The sequence below is a fragment of the Nocardiopsis tropica genome (assembly GCF_042660575.1).
In the GTDB taxonomy this organism is placed as follows: domain Bacteria; phylum Actinomycetota; class Actinomycetes; order Streptosporangiales; family Streptosporangiaceae; genus Nocardiopsis; species Nocardiopsis tropica.
On the sequence record NZ_JBHSUF010000009.1, the window covers coordinates 149718 to 170472 of the forward strand.

The window sequence follows — 20755 nt, forward strand, 5'->3', positions numbered from 1 at the left end:
AGCCGGGGTCCGGGCCGGACGGGCACGGGCTAGCCGCGCAGCTCCCGGTGCCTGCGGGCGCCGGCCAGGACGGACTCGGTGCCGTTGCGGCGGACACGGCCGACGTAGACGGCGCCTCCGATGAAGATGGCGGCGAACAGCGCCAGCACGGCGACGAGGGCCAGGGCGGACAGCAGCAGTGAGATCGACATGCGCTCATCGTAGCCGCACGTCCTCGGAACACCCTCCGGGGGACCGTTCCGGGACGGGCGACGGGAGCCGCACCAACCCGGAGGGCACGCCGATGGACCGGACACCGCACGAGATCGTCAACCCGCTCTCCCTCGCCGATCCGGTGGGGTACTCCCACGCGCTCGTGGTCAGACCCGGGCGCCTCGTCCGCGTCGGCGGACAGACCTCGCGGCGCCCCGACGGCAAGGTGGTCGGGGACTCCGTGGCGCAGCAGTTCGACCAGGCGCTCGCCAACCTGGTGGAGGCGCTGCGGGCCGCCGGCGCCGAACCCGCCCACGTGGTGGACATGTGCGTGTACACCACGTCGATGCACTCCTACCGGGTCAACAGCGGCACCATCGGGTCCGTCTACCGGCGGCACATGGGCCGCTACTACCCGCCGATGACGGCGGTGGGCGTGACCGACCTGATGGACCCCGACGCCCTAGTGGCGCTGACGTGCACCGCCGTGATCCCCGAGGACGCCGCGGACGACCTCCTCCACAGGGCCGAGGCGCGGGAGCTGGTCGAGGAGGCCGAGGAGACGCTGGCGGCCGACCCCCTCGCGGCGCGCGACCCGGGCGTCCGGCCCGGGCGCACCCGCCCGTAGCCCCGGGGCGCCGGGGCCTGTCCGGGCCCGGCGCCCTGCCGCGCCCCGGTGGCCGGGGTCAGGTCCCGTGGGCGGGCGCGGCGTTCACATGTAGCCGAGCCGGGACAGCTCCACGCCCGCCACCTCGTGCACGTCCGTGTGCTGGTTCCGGGACAGGCGCTCGCGCCACGAACCCACGCCCCACGCCTGCTCGGTCAGCAGCTCCGACGCCGACACCCGGGCCCCGCAGAACTCCCGCAGCCGCTCCGCCGTCTCGACCTCGCCGCCGTGCACGTCCTCGTAGCGCAGGGTCAGCAGCCGGTCGGCCCCGATCTCCCGGCGCAGCAGGGCCGACATGCGCACCGCGCCCCGCCAGCGCATCGCGCACTTGGCGGCGGTGGAGCCCTCCGTGAACGCGTCCAGGTCCGACTGGTCCTCCAGCCCGAAGAAGTGGTTCGGGAACTCGTGGTCCAGTTTCATGAAGCTCGGCTTCAACCAGGCCAGGGAGCGCTCGTCGTCCATCATGTCCGCGATGACGTCGCGGCCGTCCCGGATGATCTGGACGAACAGCGCGTCCGGGAACGCCGCGTGCAGGGCGCTCGCGGCGAACAGCAGGTCGGGGCTCGCGTCGCCGTAGCGGAGGGCGTCGGCGCTGTGCTCGCACGGTTCCGCGGAGGCGTTCGCGGGCACGCGGGCCCACGGGCCGGGGCACTTGGGACAGGTCAGCGGGGTGAGCTGCCAGGCCTCGGCGTAGGCCTCGCGCAGGAGGCTCGCCGTTCCCGCGACCTTCTCCCGCGCCAGCGAGGGGCGTCTGGCCACGGCGTAGACGGCGTTGAGCACGCCCGGGGACCCCGCCCCCAGGTGGAACCCGGGTGCGCGGGCCAGGGCGCGGGAGACCTCGGCGATCCCGGAGTGGGGGGCGCCCAGGACGAACACCGGGCGTTGGACCTTGGTCCCGTTGACCACGAGGATGTAGGACGGCTGCTTCATTTGTGTCGATTTTTGCACCCTTTGCCCCTCTCGTGTGCATCGGCCGCGCGTTTCACGCTCCGCGTCCGCGAGTTCCCGGCGCCGCGGCCCTCCGGAGGGGCGCGGCGGGTCGGGGAGAGCCTCGGGAAGCCCCGGTCCGGTGTCGCTGCAACAATGGGGTATGGCCTCGATGAGCACCCGTTCCGCGCCGTTCGCCGACCCCGAGGAGTTCGAGCGCGCCGCCGACCTCCTCTCCTCCGCCGGGAGCATCACCGTGCTCACCGGCGCCGGCGTCTCCACCGACTCCGGGATCCCCGACTTCCGGGGGCCGAAGGGATTGTGGACGACGAACCCGAGCGCGGAGGCCATGTCGGACATCGACTCCTACATGGGCGACGTGGACGTGCGCCGCGAGGTGTGGTCGCAGCGCCGCGTCCACCCGGTGTGGGAGGCCGAGCCCAACGCCGCGCACCGGGCGTTCGCCGACCTGCGGGCCATGGGCCGGCTGCGGGCGCTCATCACCCAGAACATCGACGGCCTCCACCAGCGCGGCGGGGTGCCCGACGACGCCGTCATCGAGGTGCACGGCACCATGCTGCGCATCATGTGCATGGCGTGCGGGCTGCGCACCCCCACCCCCGTGGTGCTGGAGCGGCTGGACGAGGAGTCCGACCCCCACTGCCTCGCATGCGGCGGCATCCAGAAGGCGGACACCATCTCCTTCGGCCAGCGGCTCGACCCCGACGTCATCGGCGAGGCCACCCGCGCCGCCCAGGAGTGCGACGTGTTCATGGCCGTGGGGACCTCGCTGACCGTCCACCCCGTGGCCGGGCTGTGCGACGTGGCCATGATGGCGCGCGCCGCCCTGGTCGTGGTCAACGCGGAGCCCACCCCCTACGACGACTTCGCGGGGGCGGTCCTGCACGACCCCATCGGGGAGGTCGTCCCGGCCCTGGTGCGCCGCGTCCGCGGGACGGCGCCGCGGAACTAGCCGCCGCCACCGCCGCTGCCGTACTGGTTCGCGGCGGACTCCACCCGCCGGAGGGGGAAGGCCGCGTCGACCGGCGGGGGATCGGACGGGGGCGGCTCCGCCCCAGGGCCGGCCGCGCGCAGGAGCCCCAGGACGTGTTCCCTCACCTGGGCGGTGACGATGTCCCCGGGCAGGGAGGCCAGGACCGGCATGACGAGGTCCGCGCCGAGCAGGGGGCCGGGGACGACCTCCCGCAGGTGCGCGAAGTAGCGGCGCAGCAGCTTCGCCAACTGCTCGGGCAGCACGGTGGGGAAGGGCGCGGTCGAGGCCGCGGCCAGGTCGGCGGCGGCCTGGGTCAGCGTGATGAGTTCGAGGCGGCCCAGACTCGTCTGGGAGAGCAGCCTCCGGTAGCTGTCCAGGCGCTGGTGGGGGTGGAGCTGAGGGGGCTCCATCCGCAGCCGCTGGACCTCGTGCAGCTCGGCCCAGACCCGGTCGTCCTTCGGGTCCTGGTACCAGGTGCCCAGGTCGTCGGAGACGTGGCGCAGGTACGGCACGAGCCCGAGCGCGAAACGCGCCGCCGTGCCGTTGACGCGCATCGCCATCGACCGGATCAGGCGGGAGGTGACCGAGTCGTAGGGCACGGTGACGCCGTAGGGGTCCATGACCACCGGGCCGGGGTGCCTTCGCCTGCTCAGCTCGAACCCCATGCACTCCCCGACGTCGACGGGCGAGCCGTCCTCCCGCTCCAGCACGGTGACCACGCCGTCCTCCGACCAGCCGTCCAGGTGGCGGACGCGGATCGCGGACATGATGCTGTACCACTCCGAGCCGGGCAGGAGGCGCCACATCGACGTCGTGCCCCGGAGGAACTGGTCGGGCTCCTCGGCCCCGGGGAACAGCTCCAGGGCGTTCACCGGCTCCTGCCTGACCAGGACCAGCAGGATCATGAGGTTGGCGGTGTAGTTCGCCTCGCGGTGGGACAGCCGGAGCCGGGCCGGCTCGTACTCGGTGTAGGACCGGTTGGAGGCCGGGAAGGGCGCCTCCTGGAACAGCTCCACGAGCAGCCCGGCGTAGTCCTCGCGGGCCTCCGGCTCCTCCGCGAACCGCCGCTCCAGCATCTCCGAGAGGAAGTCCACCACCTTGTCGCGTCCGGCATAACTCGCGAACGACGACAGGGCGAACAGCTCGCCGTCGTCCGTGCGGACGCTCCTGCCCCGGCGGCGCGACGAACGCGCCCGGGCGTCGTCCAGGTCGGCCAGGGCCGCGTCCACGGCCCTGGCCACCAGGTACTCGCCGAAGGTGGCGTGCAGGAACTCGAACACGCTCGCGGATCCGTCGCCCACCCGGGCCCGGGACTCGTGGACGAAGAAGAAGCGCCCCAGCACCTGGTGCGCGGCGTCGATCCGCCCGTGCGGGCCCGGGTCCTCGGGGCGCACCGCCGCGTCGGGCATGAGGACCGCGAGGTCCTGCTCCAGCTCGTCCGCGGTGACGCTCTGCTTGCGCCGGGTGAACATCGCCAGGGCGGCGACCTCCAGGCGGCGCAGCTCGTCCTCGACCGCCGCGGCGAAGTCGCGCGTGCCCAGCCCCGAGCGGTGCTTCTCCACCTCGCGCCGGGCGAACATGGTCAGCAGCCGCTCGTACAGCTCGCCCTGCCCGAGTGCGTCGCCCGCCCGGCGCAGGGCGTTGCCCTCGCCGTCGTACACGAGCAGCATCAGCAGGAGGAGGGGCTGCTCGGCCAGCTCCGAGTACGGCGCCAGCACCCCGGGCGTGAGGGGGGCCAGGCCGGAGGAGGCGAAGGCCCGCGCGTTCGCCCCGTTCCACACCTCCAGCATCTGCCCGATCCGCGGCTCGTCGAAGGGCTCCAGCCTGATCACGGTGGTGCCCTCCGGGAAGCGCGCCCGGTCGGCCACCACCGTGCGGCTGGTCACGACGACCACCACCGGCCGGCCCAGGGCCTCCTGCTGGAGCTGGAACTCCTGCACCCGCTCCAGGTAGTCGGAGCGGTCCACCCCGGTCGCCTGGAGGAGTTCGTCGAAGCCGTCCAGGATGATGACGGGGAGCGCGCCGTCCGCGGACTCCGCGAGTTCGCGCCAGGACACCCTGGTGTGGAGGGTGGCGGCCAGACCCTCCTCGATCTGGACGTGGATGGGGGAGTTGGGCAGGACCGACCGCAGCTCCACCCGGATCGGCAGGAAGTCGGACTCGGGGAGCCTGGCGGAGAGCATCTCCGTGAACTTGGACTTGCCCGCCCCGGGGTGGCCGAGGACGACGGTGGGGAACCCGGTGCTGTCCGTGTGCACGAGGTGGGCGGCGAGGAACCCCTGGAGGTCGTCGAACAGGGTCTGCCGCTGCCACCACTCCTCGGTCGAGGGCGAGGCGCCGCCGTGGATCCGCGCTATCCGGCCGCGCGGCGGGATGTAGGCCTCTTCCAGGGGAGGCAGGACCAGACCCGGCGCGGTCTCGTTCGTCCTCAGGACGGGCTGCCGCAGGACCGCCCGGTAGGAGGCGGCCAGCTCCCGGCGCCGGACGTCCACCCCGCGCCGTGACGCGATCGCCGAGAGCTGCCGGTGCAGCTCCCCGAGGCCGGTGTCCAGGCTCCGGCGCGTGTGCTCGTGCGCCTCGAGCTGCGCCCACATGCCGAACTCGGGGATCTCCGAGGCGAGCCTGCGGTAGTTCTCCCGGTAGCGGTCGTGCGCGCGCCGGGGCAGATCCAGCGCCAGCAGCTGGAGGGAGGGGTGGTCCACGGACGCGACCCCGTGCTCCGCGGCAGCGGCCGCCCCCGGGATCCCCCGGACGAAGGCCTCGGCCGCGCCCAGGTAGAGCACGTTCCCCTGATCGGACCCGCCCGTCTCCCGTAGGTGCGCGGAGGTCAGGGCTCCCGGCAGCGCCGGGTCGGCCGGATCGCCGTGGAGCACCACCGCGAGCTGTCCCTCCGAGGCCGGTTGCAGGTCCTCCAGGGGGAACGGCACCGAGGCCGCCTCCCAGGACTCCTCGACCGCTTCCAGGAAGGAGACGGTCAGGAGGATCCGCTGGGCTGCGGCGATCCTCTCGGTCCGCGACATCCGGCTCTCGCCGGCGATCTTGTCCCGGATCCCCTCGACGGCCTGCCGTCCCTTGCCGACCAGGTAGGACCGGGCCCCGAAGAGGTCTGGCACCCCCACCAGGCCGAGCCCGCCGTCGGCCAGCTTCTCCGCGAAGTCCAGGAGGTCCGAGTCGTTCTTGCCGAGGATCTTCAGCGCGTCCGCGTAGGAGAGCCTTTTCGCCATGGCCAGGGGGCCTTTCCGCTTTCGGGGGTGGAACGCGGTCGGACCCGGCACCGGGGGAGGCGCCGAGTCCGCAGGTCGACAGGGGAAGGGGTGGAGCCGGTGGCGCTAGGGCAGCTGCCAGTCGACCGGCTTGGCGCCCTGCTCCTCCAGCATCGCGTTGGTCTTGCTGAACGGCCGGGAGCCGAAGAAGCCGTTGCGCGCCGACAGCGGGCTGGGGTGCGCGGACTCGACGCACGGCACGCCCGGCATCATCGGGCGCAGGTTGCGGGCGTCGCGCCCCCACAGGATCGCCACCAGCGGCTTGTCGCGCTCGGCCAGTGCCCGAATGGCCTGCTCGGTCACGGCCTCCCAGCCCTTGCCGCGGTGCGACCCGGCGCTGCCGGGGGCCACCGTCAGCACCCGGTTGAGCAGCAGCACGCCCTGCTCGGTCCACGGGGTGAGGTCGCCGTTGGAGGGCATGGTCGTGCCGACGTCGTCCTGCATCTCCTTGTAGATGTTGCGCAGGCTCGCGGGAAGGCGCACGTCGGGGGCGACGGAGAAGCTCAGCCCCACGGCATTGCCGGGGGTGGGGTAGGGGTCCTGGCCCACGATGAGCACGCGCACGTCCTCGAAGGGCTGCTGGAAGGCGCGCAGGACGTTGTCCCCGGCGGGCAGGTAGGTGCGTCCCTCGGCGACCTCCCTGCGGAGGAAGTCGCCCATCGCGGCGATCTGCGGCGCGACCGGCTCCAGGGCCTTCGCCCACCCGGCTTCCATGATTTCGTTGAGGTCCTTGGCCATGGCCAGAACCCTAGCGGCAGACAGCGACATCGACGCCCCGTCCGGACGATCGGCTTCCTCGCGATCCACAGATCTCACCCCCGTGCGCTGAGTTCGGCCCTCATCCCGCCTCGGTCGTCCTGCACCACGTGCGGGTGGGCCCGGTCGTACCGGCGGGCCGCTCGTATGCCGACCGGGAGGCGCGGGCGTCGAGGCCGGCGATCTGCGCGGCGAAGAGCCGCAGCAGTTCGCGGGTCCGCGGATCCACCCCGGTACCGGACTCCTCCAGTACCTCCAGCACCCCGTTCACGTCGAGCGGCCGGTCCAGCGTCAGCACCTCGATTCCGACCGGACTGCCGTCGGCGGAGCGGTCGACGAGGAACGATCCGTGGTCGGCCGTCCTCCGCACGGGAGCGTCGGAGAGCGTGAGGTAGCCGGCGTCCGCGTCCTGGTCGACGGTCACCTTGCGAGGAGCTGCCATGGGATCCACGATACTTCCACCGCCGTCCTCGTCACAGGGGCGGCGTGCCGCCCGGGCGGCGGGAGCGGTCCTGCCACTGGCGCAGGTGGGCTCGGATGCGCGCCGTCGCCTCGCTCCGGGCGCCGTGCACCCGCGTGTACCGGGCGAGCAGCGTGTGGTACCGCCGGGCGGCCTCCGCCGGGCGTCCGGCGTGGCCGAGGTAGGCGGCGTGGTAGTGGAGGGCCCGCAGCGTCGCGGCGTCGTCCTCGCCCAGCCGCCGGGTCAGGTCCGGAACCAGCTCCTCCAGTAGCTCCACGGCCCGCTCCGGCCGGCCCGCCTCGCCGACCTCGAACGCCAGGTACAGGCGCGTGGTCAGCACCCTCTCCGAGCCGGGCCCGTGCACGGCCACCAGGTCGGGCACCAGCTCCTCGTGCACCCTCGCCGCCAGCGCGTGGTCGCCCGCCCGCCCCGCGTTCGTGGCCAGGTAGTACCGGACGGCCAGCGTCTCCGGGTGCCGGGCCCCGTGGACCCGCAGCAGGTCGGACAGCAGGGCGTCCAGGAGGACCACCGCCCGCCGGTGCTCCCCGCTCTTGCCGGTCAGGTACGCCTCCTGGCGGCGTGCCCGCAGGGTGTCCTGGTGGTCGGGGCCGAACGTCGCCCGCAGCCGGGGCAGCAGTCCGCGCAGCTCCCGCGCGGCCGCCGCGAACTGCCCCGTGTCGGCGGGAGCGCGGGCCTCCTCCACCAGCGCCAGGAGGCGCGCGGGCTCCTCCGGGCCGACCGTCTCCGGGCGGGTGGTCCCCGCCCGCGTGTACGGCCGGGTGCCCGGGACCGGGACCGGGCCGACCGGCCCCGGCAGGGACCGCGGCCGGGACGGCCGCTCGGTGCGGGAGGGGAGGAAGGGCGCCAACCGGTCCCGCACGTCCTCGGCGCTCGCGGGCCGGTCCTCCGGGCGCTTGGCCAGCATCGACGCCACCAGTTCCGACAGCGGCGCCGGAACCTCCGGGCGCAGTTCGGCTGCGGCCACGGGGGTGTCGACCAGGTGCATGCGCAGCACGGCCAGCGGGTTGTCGGAGTGGAACGGGGGACGCCCCGTCAGCAGCTGGTACAGGATCGTGCCCAGGGCGTAGAGGTCGCCGGACCGCTCGACCTGCTCGCCGCGGACCTGCTCGGGCGGCATGTACAGGGGTGTGCCGATGACCTGGCCCGTCTGGGTGATGCGGCGGCTCTGGGTGGCCGCCGTGATGGCGGCGATCCCGAAGTCCAGCACCTTCACGGTGCCGCCCCCGGAGCCCTCCCCGACCACCATCAGGTTGCCCGGCTTCACGTCCCGGTGCACGACCCCCGCCGCGTGGGCCGCCCCCAGGCCCGACGCGGCCTGCGACACCAGGTCGGCGGCGCGCGGCACCGGCATCGGGCCGCTCTCCCGCAGGACCGCCGTCAGGGAGCGCCCGGACACCAGCTCCATGACCGCGTACACCGAGCCCGGGGCGCCGGGGGAGTCGTCCCGGCCGAAGTCGTGCAGGATCACCACGTTGGGGTGGCCCGCCAGGCGGGCGGTGATCCGCGCCTCGCGGCGGAACCGCGCGGAGACCTCCTCGGACCCCGCCCGGCCGGGCCGGATCAGCTTGACGGCCACATGCCTGTCCAGGAGTTCGTCGACGGCCCGCCAGACCTCGCCCATCCCGCCCCGGCCCAGGAGGGAGAGCAGGCGGTAGCGACCGCCGAGGACCCGTTCTCCGGTCACCGCGGCCCCCGTCCGTGTTCGCGCGCGAGACGGCCGGCGGCCACTTACGGCCTTCCGGTCGTACAGGGCGTAAGAGTACATCCGACCGCGTTACTGTGGTCTCCCGCCCGAGGGCGGGATCCCCTGCGCCCCAGAAGCGCCTACCCCCCGTGTGGAATGAGTGTCAGAGAGTGAGTCTTCATCTCTACGTCGGTCCGGACACCCAACCGGACAAGTACCGCCTGGTGCGATCGGTGGGCCGCGGCGGCGAGGCCACCCTCTACCTCGCCGAGGTGACCCTGGCGGGACAGACCGAGCCCGTCGTGGTCAAGGTCCTCAACTCCGACGTGACCGCGAACGAGGAGCAGTTCGCCGAGCTCAGCGCCAGGTGGGGCGAGCAGGCGGAGCTGCTGCGCTTCATCAACCGGCTCGGGGTGGTCGGCGTCCGCGAGCACTTCGAGGGCGCCCCGGAACACCCGGCCGAAGGATCGGGCGAGTACACCGACCGCGCCCTCTACCTGGTCATGAACTACGTCCAGGGCGTGGACCTGCGCGACTGGCGGGCCGAGCACGCGGTGGAGGGGCCGCGCGGCCAGAGGGAGGCACTGCGCTACCTGGAGCAGGTCGCCCTGGTGCTGGACGTGCTGCACTCCGGCCGCGCCACCCCCTCCAAGCGGGTGGTGGTGCACGGGGACCTGTCGCCCGGCAACGTCATGATCAGCGACGAGGGCCAGGCGACGCTGGTCGACTTCGGGCTGAGCCGGATCGCCGCCCGCCACATGACCGCCCGCCCCTGGTTCACCCCCGGGTACGCGGCCCCGGAGATCTTCACCGGCGAGTACTCGGCGGCCACGGACCGGTACGCGTTCGGCGCCATCGCCTACTTCACCCTCACCGGGGAGGACCCGCCGCCCGCCCCCGAGCAGCTGCGCGAGCGCTTCGGCGCGCTGCCCCTGGTCGCGAACGCGGGGGAGCGGCAGCGCGAGCTCGTCATGGCCATGTTCTCGGCCGAACCGGGCGACCGCCCCGAGGCCGCGGACTGGATCCGGGCCCTGCGGTCGCTGGCCACGTCGGCGCCGTGGACCGGGCCGGCGTCCGACCCGGGCGACGCCGTCCTGGCAGCGGCCGTGACCGAGACCCCCCACGGGGCCGCGGAGCCGTCCGCGCCGGAGTCCTCCGCCGGGGACGCGCCCGGCGCGCCGGACGACCACCGTGCGTCGGTCCCGCGGGCCGAGGACTCCGCCGCAGAGGGGGCCGCGCCGCCGCAGGGCGCCCGGTTCTCCGGCCCGCCCCCGGTGAGCGCCCCGGTCGGAGGCCCGTCCCCGCAGCAGGAGCGGCCCGGCACCGAGGGGACGTCCGCGCCCCCGGAGGCGCCCGCCGCGCAGGCGTCCGCCCCGGCCCCGTCCGGCCCGTCGGTGCCGGACGCCGACGACATGCCCCCGCGCCCCGTCGGCGGGCTGCGCGGCGCGCCCCAGGCCGCCCCGGGGCCCCAGCGGTCCCAGGCGGCGCAACCGCCCGTCGGCGGTCCCCGGGGAACGGGGCAGGGCCCGGCGCCCCGGAGGCCGGGGCAGTCCGGGCCGCAACCGGGGCAGCCGCTCCGCGGGCCGCACCCCGGCGCACCGGCACAGGGCATGCCGAACCGGCGTCCGCCCGCCGGCGGCGCACAGCCGGGGGCCGGCGCCCACTCGGGCCCGGCCCACCCGCCCCACCAGGCGCCGGCCGGCTCCCGGCCCGGCTGGAGCGTCCCCCCGCGCCCCGAGGCCACCGGAGCCTTCGCCCCCGCGGCCCACGCGCCCGCGGACGCCGCGGCGCCCGCCCGGCGGAAGTCGCGCAAGCCCAAGCTGATCGGGCTGGCGGTCGTCATCGTCCTGGCCATGCTCGCGGGCTCCGCCGGCACCTACTACGTCATGGTCCGGATAGCCTCCGCGACCGCGGCCGCAGAGGAGCCGGACGGAGCGGGAGCGGGGGACCCGGAGCCGTCCGGGAGCGACGGGGCGGGCACCGCCTCCGAACCCGCCGAGGAGGAGACCGGGCCGGTTCCGGGTGACACCGACCCGAGCGGGGAAGTGGCGTCCGGCGCCCCGAACGGCGGGGACACCACCCTGCTCACGCAGGTGGTCTCCGTCGACCAGGAGGGGAGCTGGGAGCCGGAGACGGGCCGTGCGCAGGTCGACGGCCAGGTGTACACGCGGGCGCTGGCGCCCGGCGCCTGCGCGGAGTCCGAGTACACCGAGTGCACCGGCTGGGTCGACTACGACCTCGGCCGCAACTGGACCACCTTCACCGCCGTCATCGGGGTGCAGGACGATTCGCGGGCGGACGCCGCCACCACGTTCATCGTCCACGTGGACGGGGAGCCGGAGCTCACCGAGACCCTGGGCCTGGGCGAGCCCCTGGAGATCGAGGTGGACGTGCGCAACGCCCTGCGCCTGCGCCTCGAGGTGGAGAGCGACGACTACAGCGTCCACCCGGTGTGGGCCGACCCCGTCCTCGCCCGGGACTGACCCGGACCGGATCCGGCCGACCACGCCCCCGCGACCGGCACGGTCGCGGGGGCGTGGTCGTCGGGCCGGCGGGGGAGAGGACCCGTGAGGGGTCCTACTCCGCGCGCCAGCCGCCCTGCCGGGCGGACAGGTTGAGGGCGGTGGTCACCAGGGGCACGTGGCTGAACGCCTGCGGGAAGTTCCCGACCTGGCGTCCGGCCCGCGGGTCCCACTCCTCGGCGAGCAGGCCCACGTCGTTGCGCAGGGACAGCAGCCGCTCGAACAGCTCGCGGGCCTCGTCCTGGCGGCCGATCGCCAGCAGGGCGTTGGCCATCCAGAAGCTGCACGCCAGGAACGCGCCCTCGTCGCCCGGCAGCTGGTCGGCGGAGCTGTCCAGGTCGGTGCGGTAGCGGAGCACGAACCCGTCGACCATGAGGTCCTGGCGGACTGCCTCGATGGTGCCGACGACGCGCGGGTCGTCGTAGGGGAGGAACCCGACCTCGGGGATGAGGAGCAGGGCGGCGTCGAGCTCCTTGCTCCCGTAGTACTGGGTGAAGGTGTTGCGCTGGGGGTCGTAGCCGTACTCGCACACCTCGGCGTGGATGGTGTCGCGCAGGGCCCTCCACCGCTCGATGGGGCCCTCCTTGCCGAACTCCTCGATGCTGCGCACCGCCCGGTCGGCCGCCACCCACGCCATCACCTTGGAGTGCACGAAGTGCTGGCGGGGTCCGCGCACCTCCCACAGCCCCTCGTCGGGCTCGTCCCAGCACCACTCCAGGTAGTTGACCAGGGAGCGCTGCAACCCCCAGAGGTAGTCGCCGCCGCGGATGTTGTGGCGGCGGGCCAGGTGCAGCACGTCCATGACCTCGCCGTACACGTCCAGCTGGTACTGGCCGACGGCGGCGTTGCCCACGCGGACCGGGCGCGAGGCCTCGTAGCCGGGCAGCCAGTCGGCCTCCCACTCGGTGAGGCGGCGCTCGCCCCGGATGCCGTACATGATCTGCATGAGCTGGGGCTCGCCCGCGACCGCCCGCACCAGCCACTCGCGCCAGGCCAGGGCCTCGTCCTTGTACCCGGAGCGGATCATCGCCTCCAGGGTGATGGTGGCGTCGCGCAGCCAGCAGTAGCGGTAGTCCCAGTTGCGGACCCCGCCGATCTCCTCGGGCAGGGACGTGGTGGGGGCGGCGACGATGCCGCCGGTGGGCCGGTAGGTGAGGGCCTTGAGCACGATGAGGGAGCGGATGACCGCCTCCCGGTAGGGGCCCTCGTACGTGCACTGGTTGACCCACTTCTCCCAGAACCGCTCGGTCCGGGAGAGCGCCTTCTCGGCGTCCAGGTGGTCTGACTCCTCCACCTGGGAGGGGTGCCAGGTCATCACGAACGGCACGCGCTGGCCCGCGGTGACGTCGAAGGTGGCGTCGTGGGTGAAGTTGTGGCCCTGGAGCTCGACGGGCGTGCTCAGCCAGACGGCCTCGGGGCCCGCGATCGCGACGAGTTCGGCGCCGGTGCGGTGCACCCACGGCACGACGTGGCCGTAGTCGAAGCGGATGCGCATGGAGGTCTCCATGCGCACCGACCCGCGCAGCCCCTCGACGATGCGGACGATGTGGGGGGCGCCGCCGCGGGGAGGCATGAAGTCGATGACCCGCACCGAACCGGTGGCGGTGTCCCACTCGGACTCCAGGATGAGGGTGTCGCCCCGGTAGCGCCGGCGGGTGGCCCGGGGTTCGCCGTCGGCGGGCCTCAGGGTCCAGCTCCCGTTCTGGTCGTCGCCCAGGAGGGCGGCGAAACAGGCCGAGGAGTCGAAGTCGGGCAGACACGCCCAGTCGATCGAACCGTCACGCCCGACCAGCGCGGCGGTCTGCATGTCGCCGATCATTGCGTAGTCTTCAATCCAGCCGGGCACGCGGCTCACCCCCATCACGTCGTCCTGGTTGCTGCGGTCGGCGCCGATGACTCGCGGGGGTCTGCCGCACCATCGCGGACGGTTTCGCGCACGACCGCGTGCGCGCCCCTCCGGGGTCCCTCCCCCCGCCCGCCAACGGGTGGGAACCCGCTGGTGGGACAGGGCGCCGTTCGGGTCACGCGCGTCCTCCGGCCGGCCCGTCCTCTGCCCTCGTACCCGGGTATGTGCCCAGGTAAGGGCAGCCGAAAAGGCCGGTCGCCGAGGAACCGTGCCGAAGACGGTCCTTCCGTTCACCGCGGTCCCATCTTCCTCCCTCCGCCGGGCCCGCGCTACCCGCAAGTGCACGTGCATCTGGAGGTGCAGCGAAGTATGTGGGGTATTGGGGGAATTTGGTGAGCAGAAGTTATGACGCGGTGATCAACGACCGGTGACGAAATGGCTAAGACCCCTGTGGGACCGGGGTTTCGGGTGTCTCGTCCGGCATGCGGAGCAGTGGCAGGAACAGTTGCGCGAGGGGACCGATCGCCACCGCGAAGACCACGGTTCCCACCCCCACCGTGCCCCCCAGGAGCACCCCGGTCACCACGACCGACACCTCGATCACGGTGCGCGCCAGCCGCACCGACCACCCCCGCGCGGCCAGTCCGGTCATGAGCCCGTCCCGCGGGCCCGGACCGAGCCCGGCCCCGATGTAGCACCCCGTCGCGATCGCGCACACCAGCACCCCGAGCACCAGCAGCCCGACCCGCGCCATCAGGGAGTCGGTTCCGGGCAGCAGCCACAGGAACAGGTCCACCGTCATGCCGACCACGACCACGTTGCTCAGCGTGCCCAGGCCGGGCTTCTGCCGCAGGGGGATCCACAACAGCATCAGCAGGGCGCCCACCAGCACGCTCCACGTGCCGATGGACAGGCCCGTCTGGCGGGCCAGGCCCTGGTGCAGCACGTCCCAGGGCATGGAGCCGAGCTCGGAGTGGACCAGCAGCGCACCGCTCAGGCCGTAGAGGGTCAGTCCCGCGTACAGCCGGACCAGGCGGCGCAGCCGGGGACGCGGCAGGACCGGGGTGATCATCACCCGGCCGAGCAGTCCGGCCGCCGTCGAGCGGACGGGGTGCTGTTCTGCGGTCACTGGGGTTCCTGCCCTTCGGTCGGGGAGGCGTTCCCGGCGCGGTGCGGACCGCGCGGGCCCCGGCGGCGCCGGGACCGCCCTGGGGAACGCATTCCTGGGATCATCGGATGAAGCGCCGCGGGGTGGGGCGGCGCAGGAGCGGGGCACGGCGGCAGGCCGCCGGGCACCCGTGGCTCGAACCCCCACCGGCTCGTCCGGACCGGGAGCCATAAGGGGATCCACCTCGGTATCGTGACGGAGGTGGCGCTGGAAATGAAGTGCCAATCCAGTCAACTGGCCCGTTTCGCGACGCGGGGGAAGACGGGGGAACGGCATGGCGAGGCAGAGCGGTCGCCGCCTGGAGCGCACCAGCGGCGGGAGCGGCACCCGGCGGATCAACGGCCGGCTCCTGGCGCGCCTCATCGGCGAGGCCCCCGTCGAACGCCCCTACTACCTCGCCATCTCCCGGGCCGTCAGCGCGCTCGTCCTGGACGGCCGGGTCCCCACCAACACCCGGCTGCCCGCCGAACGCGACCTCGCCGCCGCCCTCGGCGTCAGCCGCAACACCATCACCGCCGCCTACGCGTGGCTGCGCGACAACCGCTTCCTGGAGAGCCGGCAGGGCGCGGGCAGCTGGACCGTCCTCCCCGACGCGGCCACCGGCGAACCCTCGCCGTTCTCGCACGCCTCCGAGCACATCGACCTCGGCGTGGCCGCGCCGCCCGCCGTGGAGGGCCTGCGCGCCGCCGCCGTCCAGGCCGCCGAGCAGCTCTCCGCGCACGTCGGCGGACTCGGCTACTACCCCTACGGCCTCCCCGAGCTGAGGCATGCCATCGCCCGCCGCTACGTGGAGCGCGGCCTGCCCACCACCCCGGAGCAGATCTTCGTCACCAACGGCGCCCAGCAGGGCATCGCCCTGATCATGGACCTGCTGGTCCAGCCCGGCGACGAGGTGCTGGTGGAGTCGCCGACCTACCCGCACGCGCTGGACGCCGCCCGCCGCACCGGCGCGCGCGTGCGCACCGTCGGGGTGACCCCGCAGGGCTGGGACATGGAGTACCTCACCGACGCGTTCCGCCAGTGGAGGCCCGAGCTGGCCTACCTCATCCCCGACTTCCAGAACCCCACCGGCGCCCTGATGGACGACGACGAGCGCCGGGTGGTGGTGCGCGAGGCGCGCAGGGCCGGCACCCACCTGATCGTCGACGAGTCGGTCTGCGAGCTGGCCATCGACTCCGGGGACCTGCCCGCCCCGGTGGCCGCCCACGACACGGACGGGCGGGTCCTGACCGTGGGGTCGGTGGCCAAGCTGCTGTGGGGCGGACTGCGGGTCGGATGGGTGCGGACCACGCCGCCCATGGTCGCCAGGCTGATGGCCACCCGCCAGCGCTTCGACCTGGCAGGGGCGGTCCTGGACCAGCTCACCGCCACCCACCTGCTCGCCGACGTGATGCGCGTCCGGGCCGAGCGCAGCCGCCAGCTGCGCCGCAACCGCGACGCGCTGCTGCACGCGCTGCGCGAGCGGCTGCCCGACTGGCGTTCCAGCGTGCCCGGCGGAGGGCTGGTGCTGTGGACGACCCTGCCCCACCCCGTCGCGGGAGCGCTGTCCGCGGCCGCCGTCCGGCACGGGGTGCACCCGGCGGCCGGCCCGGTGTTCGGCGCGGACGGCACCCTGGAGCGCTACCTGCGCCTGGCCTACACCCAGCCGCCGGACGTCCTCGCCGACGCGGTCGACCGGCTGGCCACCGCCTACTCCGAGACCCTCGCCCACCCCCTTCAGCCCCGCGGCCAGCTGTACGTGTAGCCGTCGGGGCGGGGGCTCCGGCCGTCGGGACGGCCGTTCGCCCCTCCCGGGGCGGTCCACGGCGGCCCGGAGCCGTCCCGGCCGCCCCCGTCGGCCCCTGTGGGCCGGAACCCTCCGCGGCGCCGCCCCGGGCGGGAGCGGCGGCACGCCCCGGAAAAGCGGTGGCGGGGGCGCCCCCGGGTCCTAGAGGGTGACGTTCGCGACCGCGAACCGCTGGGCGAAGCGGACGACCTCGGCCATCACCTCGTCCCGGTTGGTCTCGTTGAACACCTCGTGCCGCGCGCCGGGGAAGATCCGGGCGGTGAAGTCCTCGCCCGCGATCGCCTCGATGCCGACCCTGGTGTCGGCCACCGGCACCAGGCGGTCCTCGGACCCGTGCACCCACAGGAGCGGCAGCGACCCCAGGCTCCCGGATCTGACGCCCCACTCCAGCTCGGCCAGCAGGGCGTCGACGGTCTCCCGCTTGAACGGGCCGTGCCACACCAGCTCGTCGGCCACGTACGCCTCGCCCACGGCGGGGTCGCGCGAGAGCGTGGCCGGGTCGATGGGGGCCTCGGGGATACGCTCGGCGGCGGCGATCTGCTCCAGGGCGGTCCAGCGGCCGAGGACGGGGCCGGAGAGCACCAGCGCCTGGAGCGCCTCGGGGTGGACCTGCGCGTAGCGCGACGCGACCAGTCCGCCCATCGAGTGGCCGATCAGGACCAGCGGCAGCGTCCGGTAGGCGGTGCGCGCCTGCGTGATCAGGCGGTGCACGTCCTCCACCACGCCCGCGTAGTCGTCGATCAGGACCCGCTCCCCGGACGACAGTCCGTGGCCCCGGTGGTCGGCCCCGTAGACGACGGCGCCGGCCGCGACCAGGTCGGCGGCGACCTGGTGGTACCGGCCCAGGTGCTCGCCGTAGCCGTGGACCAGCACGGCCAGCCACGTCGGCTCGCCCTCGGTCGGCGCCCAGGCCCTCGCCGCCAGCTTCCCGGACCCGTCGGGTCCGCCCGCCAGGGCCCACTCGCGTGTGGTGATCACCGTGTCCTGCCTCCTCGCCCGTGTCGTCGTCCGCGGCGGCCGGTCCCGGCCGCGGCGACGGGTGCCGCCGGGACGCTCTCTGGGATGGTCACCCTAAGGGGCGGCGGAGCCCGTGTACACGAGGCCGGAGCGGGCAGGCGGGGCGGGCCGCCGGGCCCGAGGAATCCCGGACGTCCCGGGCCGCGGGCCTGCGGGGCCGGGCCCGTACCTGTGCGATCGCCCTACCAGCCGCTTCAACTTCGTGTTCGACAACGAAATGCGTCATAGGGTGTGATCAGGATGTCCGGTAATGAAAGGGATCTTCTACGCTGATCTCTGCCGAACCCCGCGGGCGGGTATAGCCCACAAGACAAGCCCGATGACTCGGACTGGAGAGGGTGGGGCCCGTGCTGGCCGATTCCTATGGGCGACTGGCGACCGACCTGCGTGTGTCGCTCACCGATCGCTGCAACCTCCGATGCACCTACTGCATGCCCCCCGAGGGCCTGGAGTGGCTGCCCAAACCGGACCTGCTCACCGACGACGAACTCCTCCGACTCATCGGGATCGGGGTGACGCGGCTCGGTATCACCGAGGTCCGCTTCACCGGCGGCGAACCCCTGCTCCGGCGCGGGCTGCCCGGCCTCGTCGCGGGCACCACCGCCCTCGCCCCCCGACCCCGGACCGCCCTCACCACCAACGGCATCGGCCTCGCCCGCATGGCTCCCGCCCTCGCCGAGGCCGGCCTCGACCGTGTCAACGTCTCCCTCGACACCCTCGACCCGGAGGTGTTCGAGACCCTCGCCCGCCGGCGCAGGCTCGACGACGTCCTCGACGGACTGGCGGGCGCCGCCCGGGCCGGGCTCACCCCGGTCAAGGTCAACACCGTCCTCATGCGCGACATCAACGACGCCGAGGCCGCCGGCCTCCTGCGCTACTGCGTCGAACGCGGCTACGAGCTGCGGTTCATCGAGCAGATGCCGCTCGACGCCCAGCACGGATGGCGGCGCGACAACATGATCACGGCAGAGGAGATCCTGGGCCGTCTCGAGGCGGAGTTCACGCTGGAGCCCGCCGACGGCGACACCCGCGGCAGCGCCCCCGCGGAGCTCTTCCACGTGCGCGGGGTCCGCTTCCCCAACGGCGAACCGGCCACCGTCGGAGTCATCGGCTCGGTCACCAGGCCCTTCTGCGGCGCCTGCGACCGGGTCCGGCTCACCGCCGACGGACAGATCCGCAACTGCCTCTTCGCGCGAGAGGAGTCCGACCTGCGCTCCCTGCTGCGCGGCGGCGCCACCGACGACGAGATCGCCGAGCGCTGGACCGCGGCCGTCTCCGCCAAGCTGCCCGGACACGGCATCAACGACCCCAGCTTCCTGCAGCCGTCCCGCCCCATGTCGGCCATCGGCGGCTGACCACACACCTCCCGGCCCCGAGCCCCGTCCGAAAACCCGTTGCCGCCGCGCCCCCGTTCTGGCTTGATGTCCGGGGGCACGGCCACGTGCCCGGACCGACGACGAACAGGCCAGATCTGGAAAGGGAGGTGGCCTGACCATGCCCTACACCGAAGTTCCCGGTGATCGCGTTCCCATCCGTATGTGGGCCGCGCCCGACGGGGTCGAGGCCGCGGCGATGGAACAGCTGCACAACGTCACCCGCATGCCCTGGGTGCACGGACTCGCCGTCATGCCCGACGTCCACTACGGCAAGGGCGCCACGGTCGGCTCGGTCATCGCCATGCGCGACGCCGTCAGCCCAGCCGCCGTCGGCGTCGACATCGGCTGCGGGATGACCGCCGTGCGCACCGACCTGACCGCCGAGCGCCTGCCCGACGACCTCGGGCGGCTCCGCTCCGCACTGGAGGCGGCCGTCCCCGTCGGGTTCCACGCCCACGACGAACCGGTCGACCCCGCCACCGTCCCCACCGTGCGGGAGACCGACTGGACCGGGTTCTGGAAGGGGTTCGACGACCTGGCCCCCGCGGTGCGCCCCCGCCTGACCCGCGCCCGGCGCCAGATGGGCACGCTGGGCGGCGGGAACCACTTCCTGGAGGTGTGCCTGGACGACGACGGGGCCGTGTGGCTGGTGCTCCACTCCGGGTCGCGCAACATCGGCAAGGAACTGGCCTCCCACCACATCGAGCAGGCCCAGGCGCTGCCGCACAACCAGGACCTGCCCGACCGGGACCTGGCGGTGTTCGTCACCGGGACCCCGGAGATGGACGCCTACCGCCGGGACCTGTTCTGGGCCCAGGACTACGCGCGCCGCAACCGCGACGTCATGATGGGCCTGGCCTGCCGGACCCTGGTCGAGCAGATCCCCGGCACCCGTTTCGAGCAGTGGATCTCCTGCCACCACAACTACGTCGCGGAGGAGACCTACGACGGGGTGGACGTCCTCGTGACCCGCAAGGGCGCCATCCGCGCGGGCTCCGGCGATTTGGGGATAATTCCAGGAAGTATGGCAACGGGCACGTACATCGTACGCGGGCTCGGGAACCCGGCCTCCTTCAACTCCGCGTCGCACGGCGCGGGCCGCAGGATGAGCCGGAACAAGGCCCGCAAGACCTTCACCGAGGCCGACCTGGTCGAGCAGACCCGGGGCGTGGAGTGCCGCAAGGACCGGGGCGTGGTCGACGAGATCCCGGCCGCCTACAAGGACCTGGAGTCGGTCATCGCGGCCCAGACCGACCTGGTCGAGGTGGTCGCCCACCTGCGCCAGGTGGTCTGCGTCAAGGGCTGACCCGCGGGCCCCTCCTCGCCGGAGGGGCCCGCCGTGGTCCATCCTGGGGGCATGGACACCCCGAGCACACGGAGCACGCCGCCGCGCCAGGACCGACCCGGGGCGCTCGACGCGGTGATCCTCGCCGGGGGCGGGGGGCGCCGCATGGGCGGCGTCGACAAGCCCGGGCTGGCCGTGGCCGGGCGCACGCTGCTGGAGCGCGTGGCCGACGCGGTCCGCGCCCACGGCGCGGCCGCGGCGGGGACGGGGACCGACACCCGCCTGGTCGTGGTCGGCCCGAACCGGGAGAGCCCACGCGCGCTCTACGTGCGCGAGGACCCGCCGGGCTCGGGACCGGTGCCCGCCCTGCGCGCCGGGATCGCCCACGTGCGCTCCGGCTGGTTCGCCCTGCTCGCCGCCGACCTGCCCCACCTGGCCCCGGAGCACCTGGACGCCCTGGCGGGAGCCGCGGTCCGGGCCGGGGCCGGAGCCGTGTTCGTGGACCCCGCGGGCCGGGAGCAGTGGCTCACCGGCGTGTGGCGCACCGACGCCGTCCGCGACGCCCTCGCCGGGTACACGGGCCGATCGCTGTACGGGCTGCTCGGCCCCCTGGAACCGCGCCCGGTCCCCGCCGACGACCTCGCCGCGGCCGACTGCGACACCCCCGAGGACCTCGCCCGGGCCCGCAGGCTCCTGGAGCCGCCGGCCCCCTGACGCGGCAGCCCGTGCCCGGGCCGCGCCCCCGCCCACCAGCACGGCTTGCCGGATCCGGCCGCGGTGGTCCATCATGA

At 73.9% G+C, this 20755-nt stretch carries 16 protein-coding genes; 7 read left to right on the forward strand and 9 right to left on the reverse strand.

Going from position 1 to position 20755, the window contains the following annotated elements; all coding sequences use genetic code 11:
- Positions 1–29: 29 nt before the first annotated feature.
- On the reverse strand, positions 30–191 hold the full coding sequence (locus ACFQBR_RS16560; RefSeq protein WP_267945414.1) for a hypothetical protein: 162 nt from the start codon (positions 189–191) through the stop codon (positions 30–32).
- Between the two features lie 92 nt (positions 192–283).
- Here ACFQBR_RS16560 and ACFQBR_RS16565 point away from each other — a divergent pair, with 92 nt between their 5' ends.
- Positions 284–820 (forward strand): RidA family protein, encoded by a 537-nt coding sequence (locus ACFQBR_RS16565; protein ID WP_267945413.1) that lies wholly within the window; start codon positions 284–286, stop codon positions 818–820.
- A gap of 84 nt (positions 821–904) precedes the next feature.
- On the opposite strand, the gene ACFQBR_RS16570 is transcribed toward ACFQBR_RS16565, so the two are convergent.
- Positions 905–1789: a sulfotransferase family protein gene (locus ACFQBR_RS16570; protein WP_344185133.1), complete on the reverse strand. Its 885-nt coding sequence runs from the start codon at positions 1787–1789 to the stop codon at positions 905–907.
- A gap of 160 nt (positions 1790–1949) precedes the next feature.
- Between ACFQBR_RS16570 and ACFQBR_RS16575 the strand changes: the two genes are divergently transcribed.
- Positions 1950–2759, forward strand: coding sequence for an SIR2 family NAD-dependent protein deacylase (locus ACFQBR_RS16575; protein ID WP_344185135.1), 810 nt, complete (start codon positions 1950–1952; stop codon positions 2757–2759).
- Here the strand turns inward: ACFQBR_RS16575 and ACFQBR_RS16580 are convergent.
- The 4 genes from ACFQBR_RS16580 to ACFQBR_RS16595 form a co-directional block, all read right to left on the reverse strand.
- Entirely contained in the window at positions 2756–6004 is a 3249-nt protein-coding gene (locus tag ACFQBR_RS16580; protein WP_344185136.1) for an NACHT domain-containing protein, read from the reverse strand. The genes ACFQBR_RS16575 and ACFQBR_RS16580 overlap by 4 nt on opposite strands.
- A 105-nt stretch (positions 6005–6109) precedes the next feature.
- Positions 6110–6781 (reverse strand): uracil-DNA glycosylase, encoded by a 672-nt coding sequence (locus ACFQBR_RS16585; protein WP_267945409.1) that lies wholly within the window; start codon positions 6779–6781, stop codon positions 6110–6112.
- Positions 6782–6881: 100 nt separating this feature from the next.
- Positions 6882–7241: a DUF2283 domain-containing protein gene (locus ACFQBR_RS16590; protein ID WP_267945408.1), complete on the reverse strand. Its 360-nt coding sequence runs from the start codon at positions 7239–7241 to the stop codon at positions 6882–6884.
- A 31-nt stretch (positions 7242–7272) separates the two neighbouring features.
- On the reverse strand, positions 7273–8964 hold the full coding sequence (locus ACFQBR_RS16595; protein ID WP_344185137.1) for a serine/threonine-protein kinase: 1692 nt from the start codon (positions 8962–8964) through the stop codon (positions 7273–7275).
- Positions 8965–9134: 170 nt separating this feature from the next.
- On the opposite strand from ACFQBR_RS16595, the gene ACFQBR_RS16600 reads away from it, so the two are divergent.
- Positions 9135–11447 (forward strand): protein kinase domain-containing protein, encoded by a 2313-nt coding sequence (locus ACFQBR_RS16600; protein ID WP_378553760.1) that lies wholly within the window; start codon positions 9135–9137, stop codon positions 11445–11447.
- 94 nt (positions 11448–11541) lie between these two features.
- Here ACFQBR_RS16600 and ACFQBR_RS16605 read toward each other — a convergent pair whose 3' ends face one another.
- Positions 11542–13347, reverse strand: a complete 1806-nt coding sequence (locus ACFQBR_RS16605; RefSeq protein WP_267945405.1) for a glycoside hydrolase family 15 protein — start codon at positions 13345–13347, stop codon at positions 11542–11544.
- Between the two features lie 424 nt (positions 13348–13771).
- Entirely contained in the window at positions 13772–14404 is a 633-nt protein-coding gene (gene yczE / locus ACFQBR_RS16610) for a membrane protein YczE (protein ID WP_378553816.1), read from the reverse strand.
- A gap of 370 nt (positions 14405–14774) precedes the next feature.
- Between yczE and yczR the strand changes: the two genes are divergently transcribed.
- Complete coding sequence (gene yczR / locus ACFQBR_RS16615) at positions 14775–16244, forward strand: MocR-like transcription factor YczR (RefSeq protein WP_330158308.1); 1470 nt, start codon at positions 14775–14777, stop codon at positions 16242–16244.
- A gap of 183 nt (positions 16245–16427) precedes the next feature.
- On the opposite strand, the gene ACFQBR_RS16620 is transcribed toward yczR, so the two are convergent.
- Positions 16428–17264 carry an alpha/beta hydrolase gene (locus ACFQBR_RS16620; RefSeq protein WP_344185216.1) on the reverse strand — a complete coding sequence of 279 codons (837 nt, stop codon included), beginning with the start codon at positions 17262–17264 and terminating at the stop codon, positions 16428–16430.
- 386 nt (positions 17265–17650) lie between these two features.
- Between ACFQBR_RS16620 and moaA the strand changes: the two genes are divergently transcribed.
- The 3 genes from moaA to mobA all read left to right on the forward strand — a co-directional run bounded on the left by moaA (position 17651) and on the right by mobA (position 20678).
- Entirely contained in the window at positions 17651–18658 is a 1008-nt protein-coding gene (gene moaA, locus ACFQBR_RS16625; RefSeq protein ID WP_344185215.1) for a GTP 3',8-cyclase MoaA, read from the forward strand.
- 139 nt (positions 18659–18797) lie between these two features.
- Positions 18798–19985 (forward strand): RtcB family protein, encoded by a 1188-nt coding sequence (locus ACFQBR_RS16630; RefSeq protein WP_344185214.1) that lies wholly within the window; start codon positions 18798–18800, stop codon positions 19983–19985.
- Positions 19986–20036: 51 nt separating this feature from the next.
- Positions 20037–20678, forward strand: coding sequence for a molybdenum cofactor guanylyltransferase (gene mobA, locus ACFQBR_RS16635; protein ID WP_344185213.1), 642 nt, complete (start codon positions 20037–20039; stop codon positions 20676–20678).
- The last annotated feature ends 77 nt before the right edge of the window (positions 20679–20755 follow it).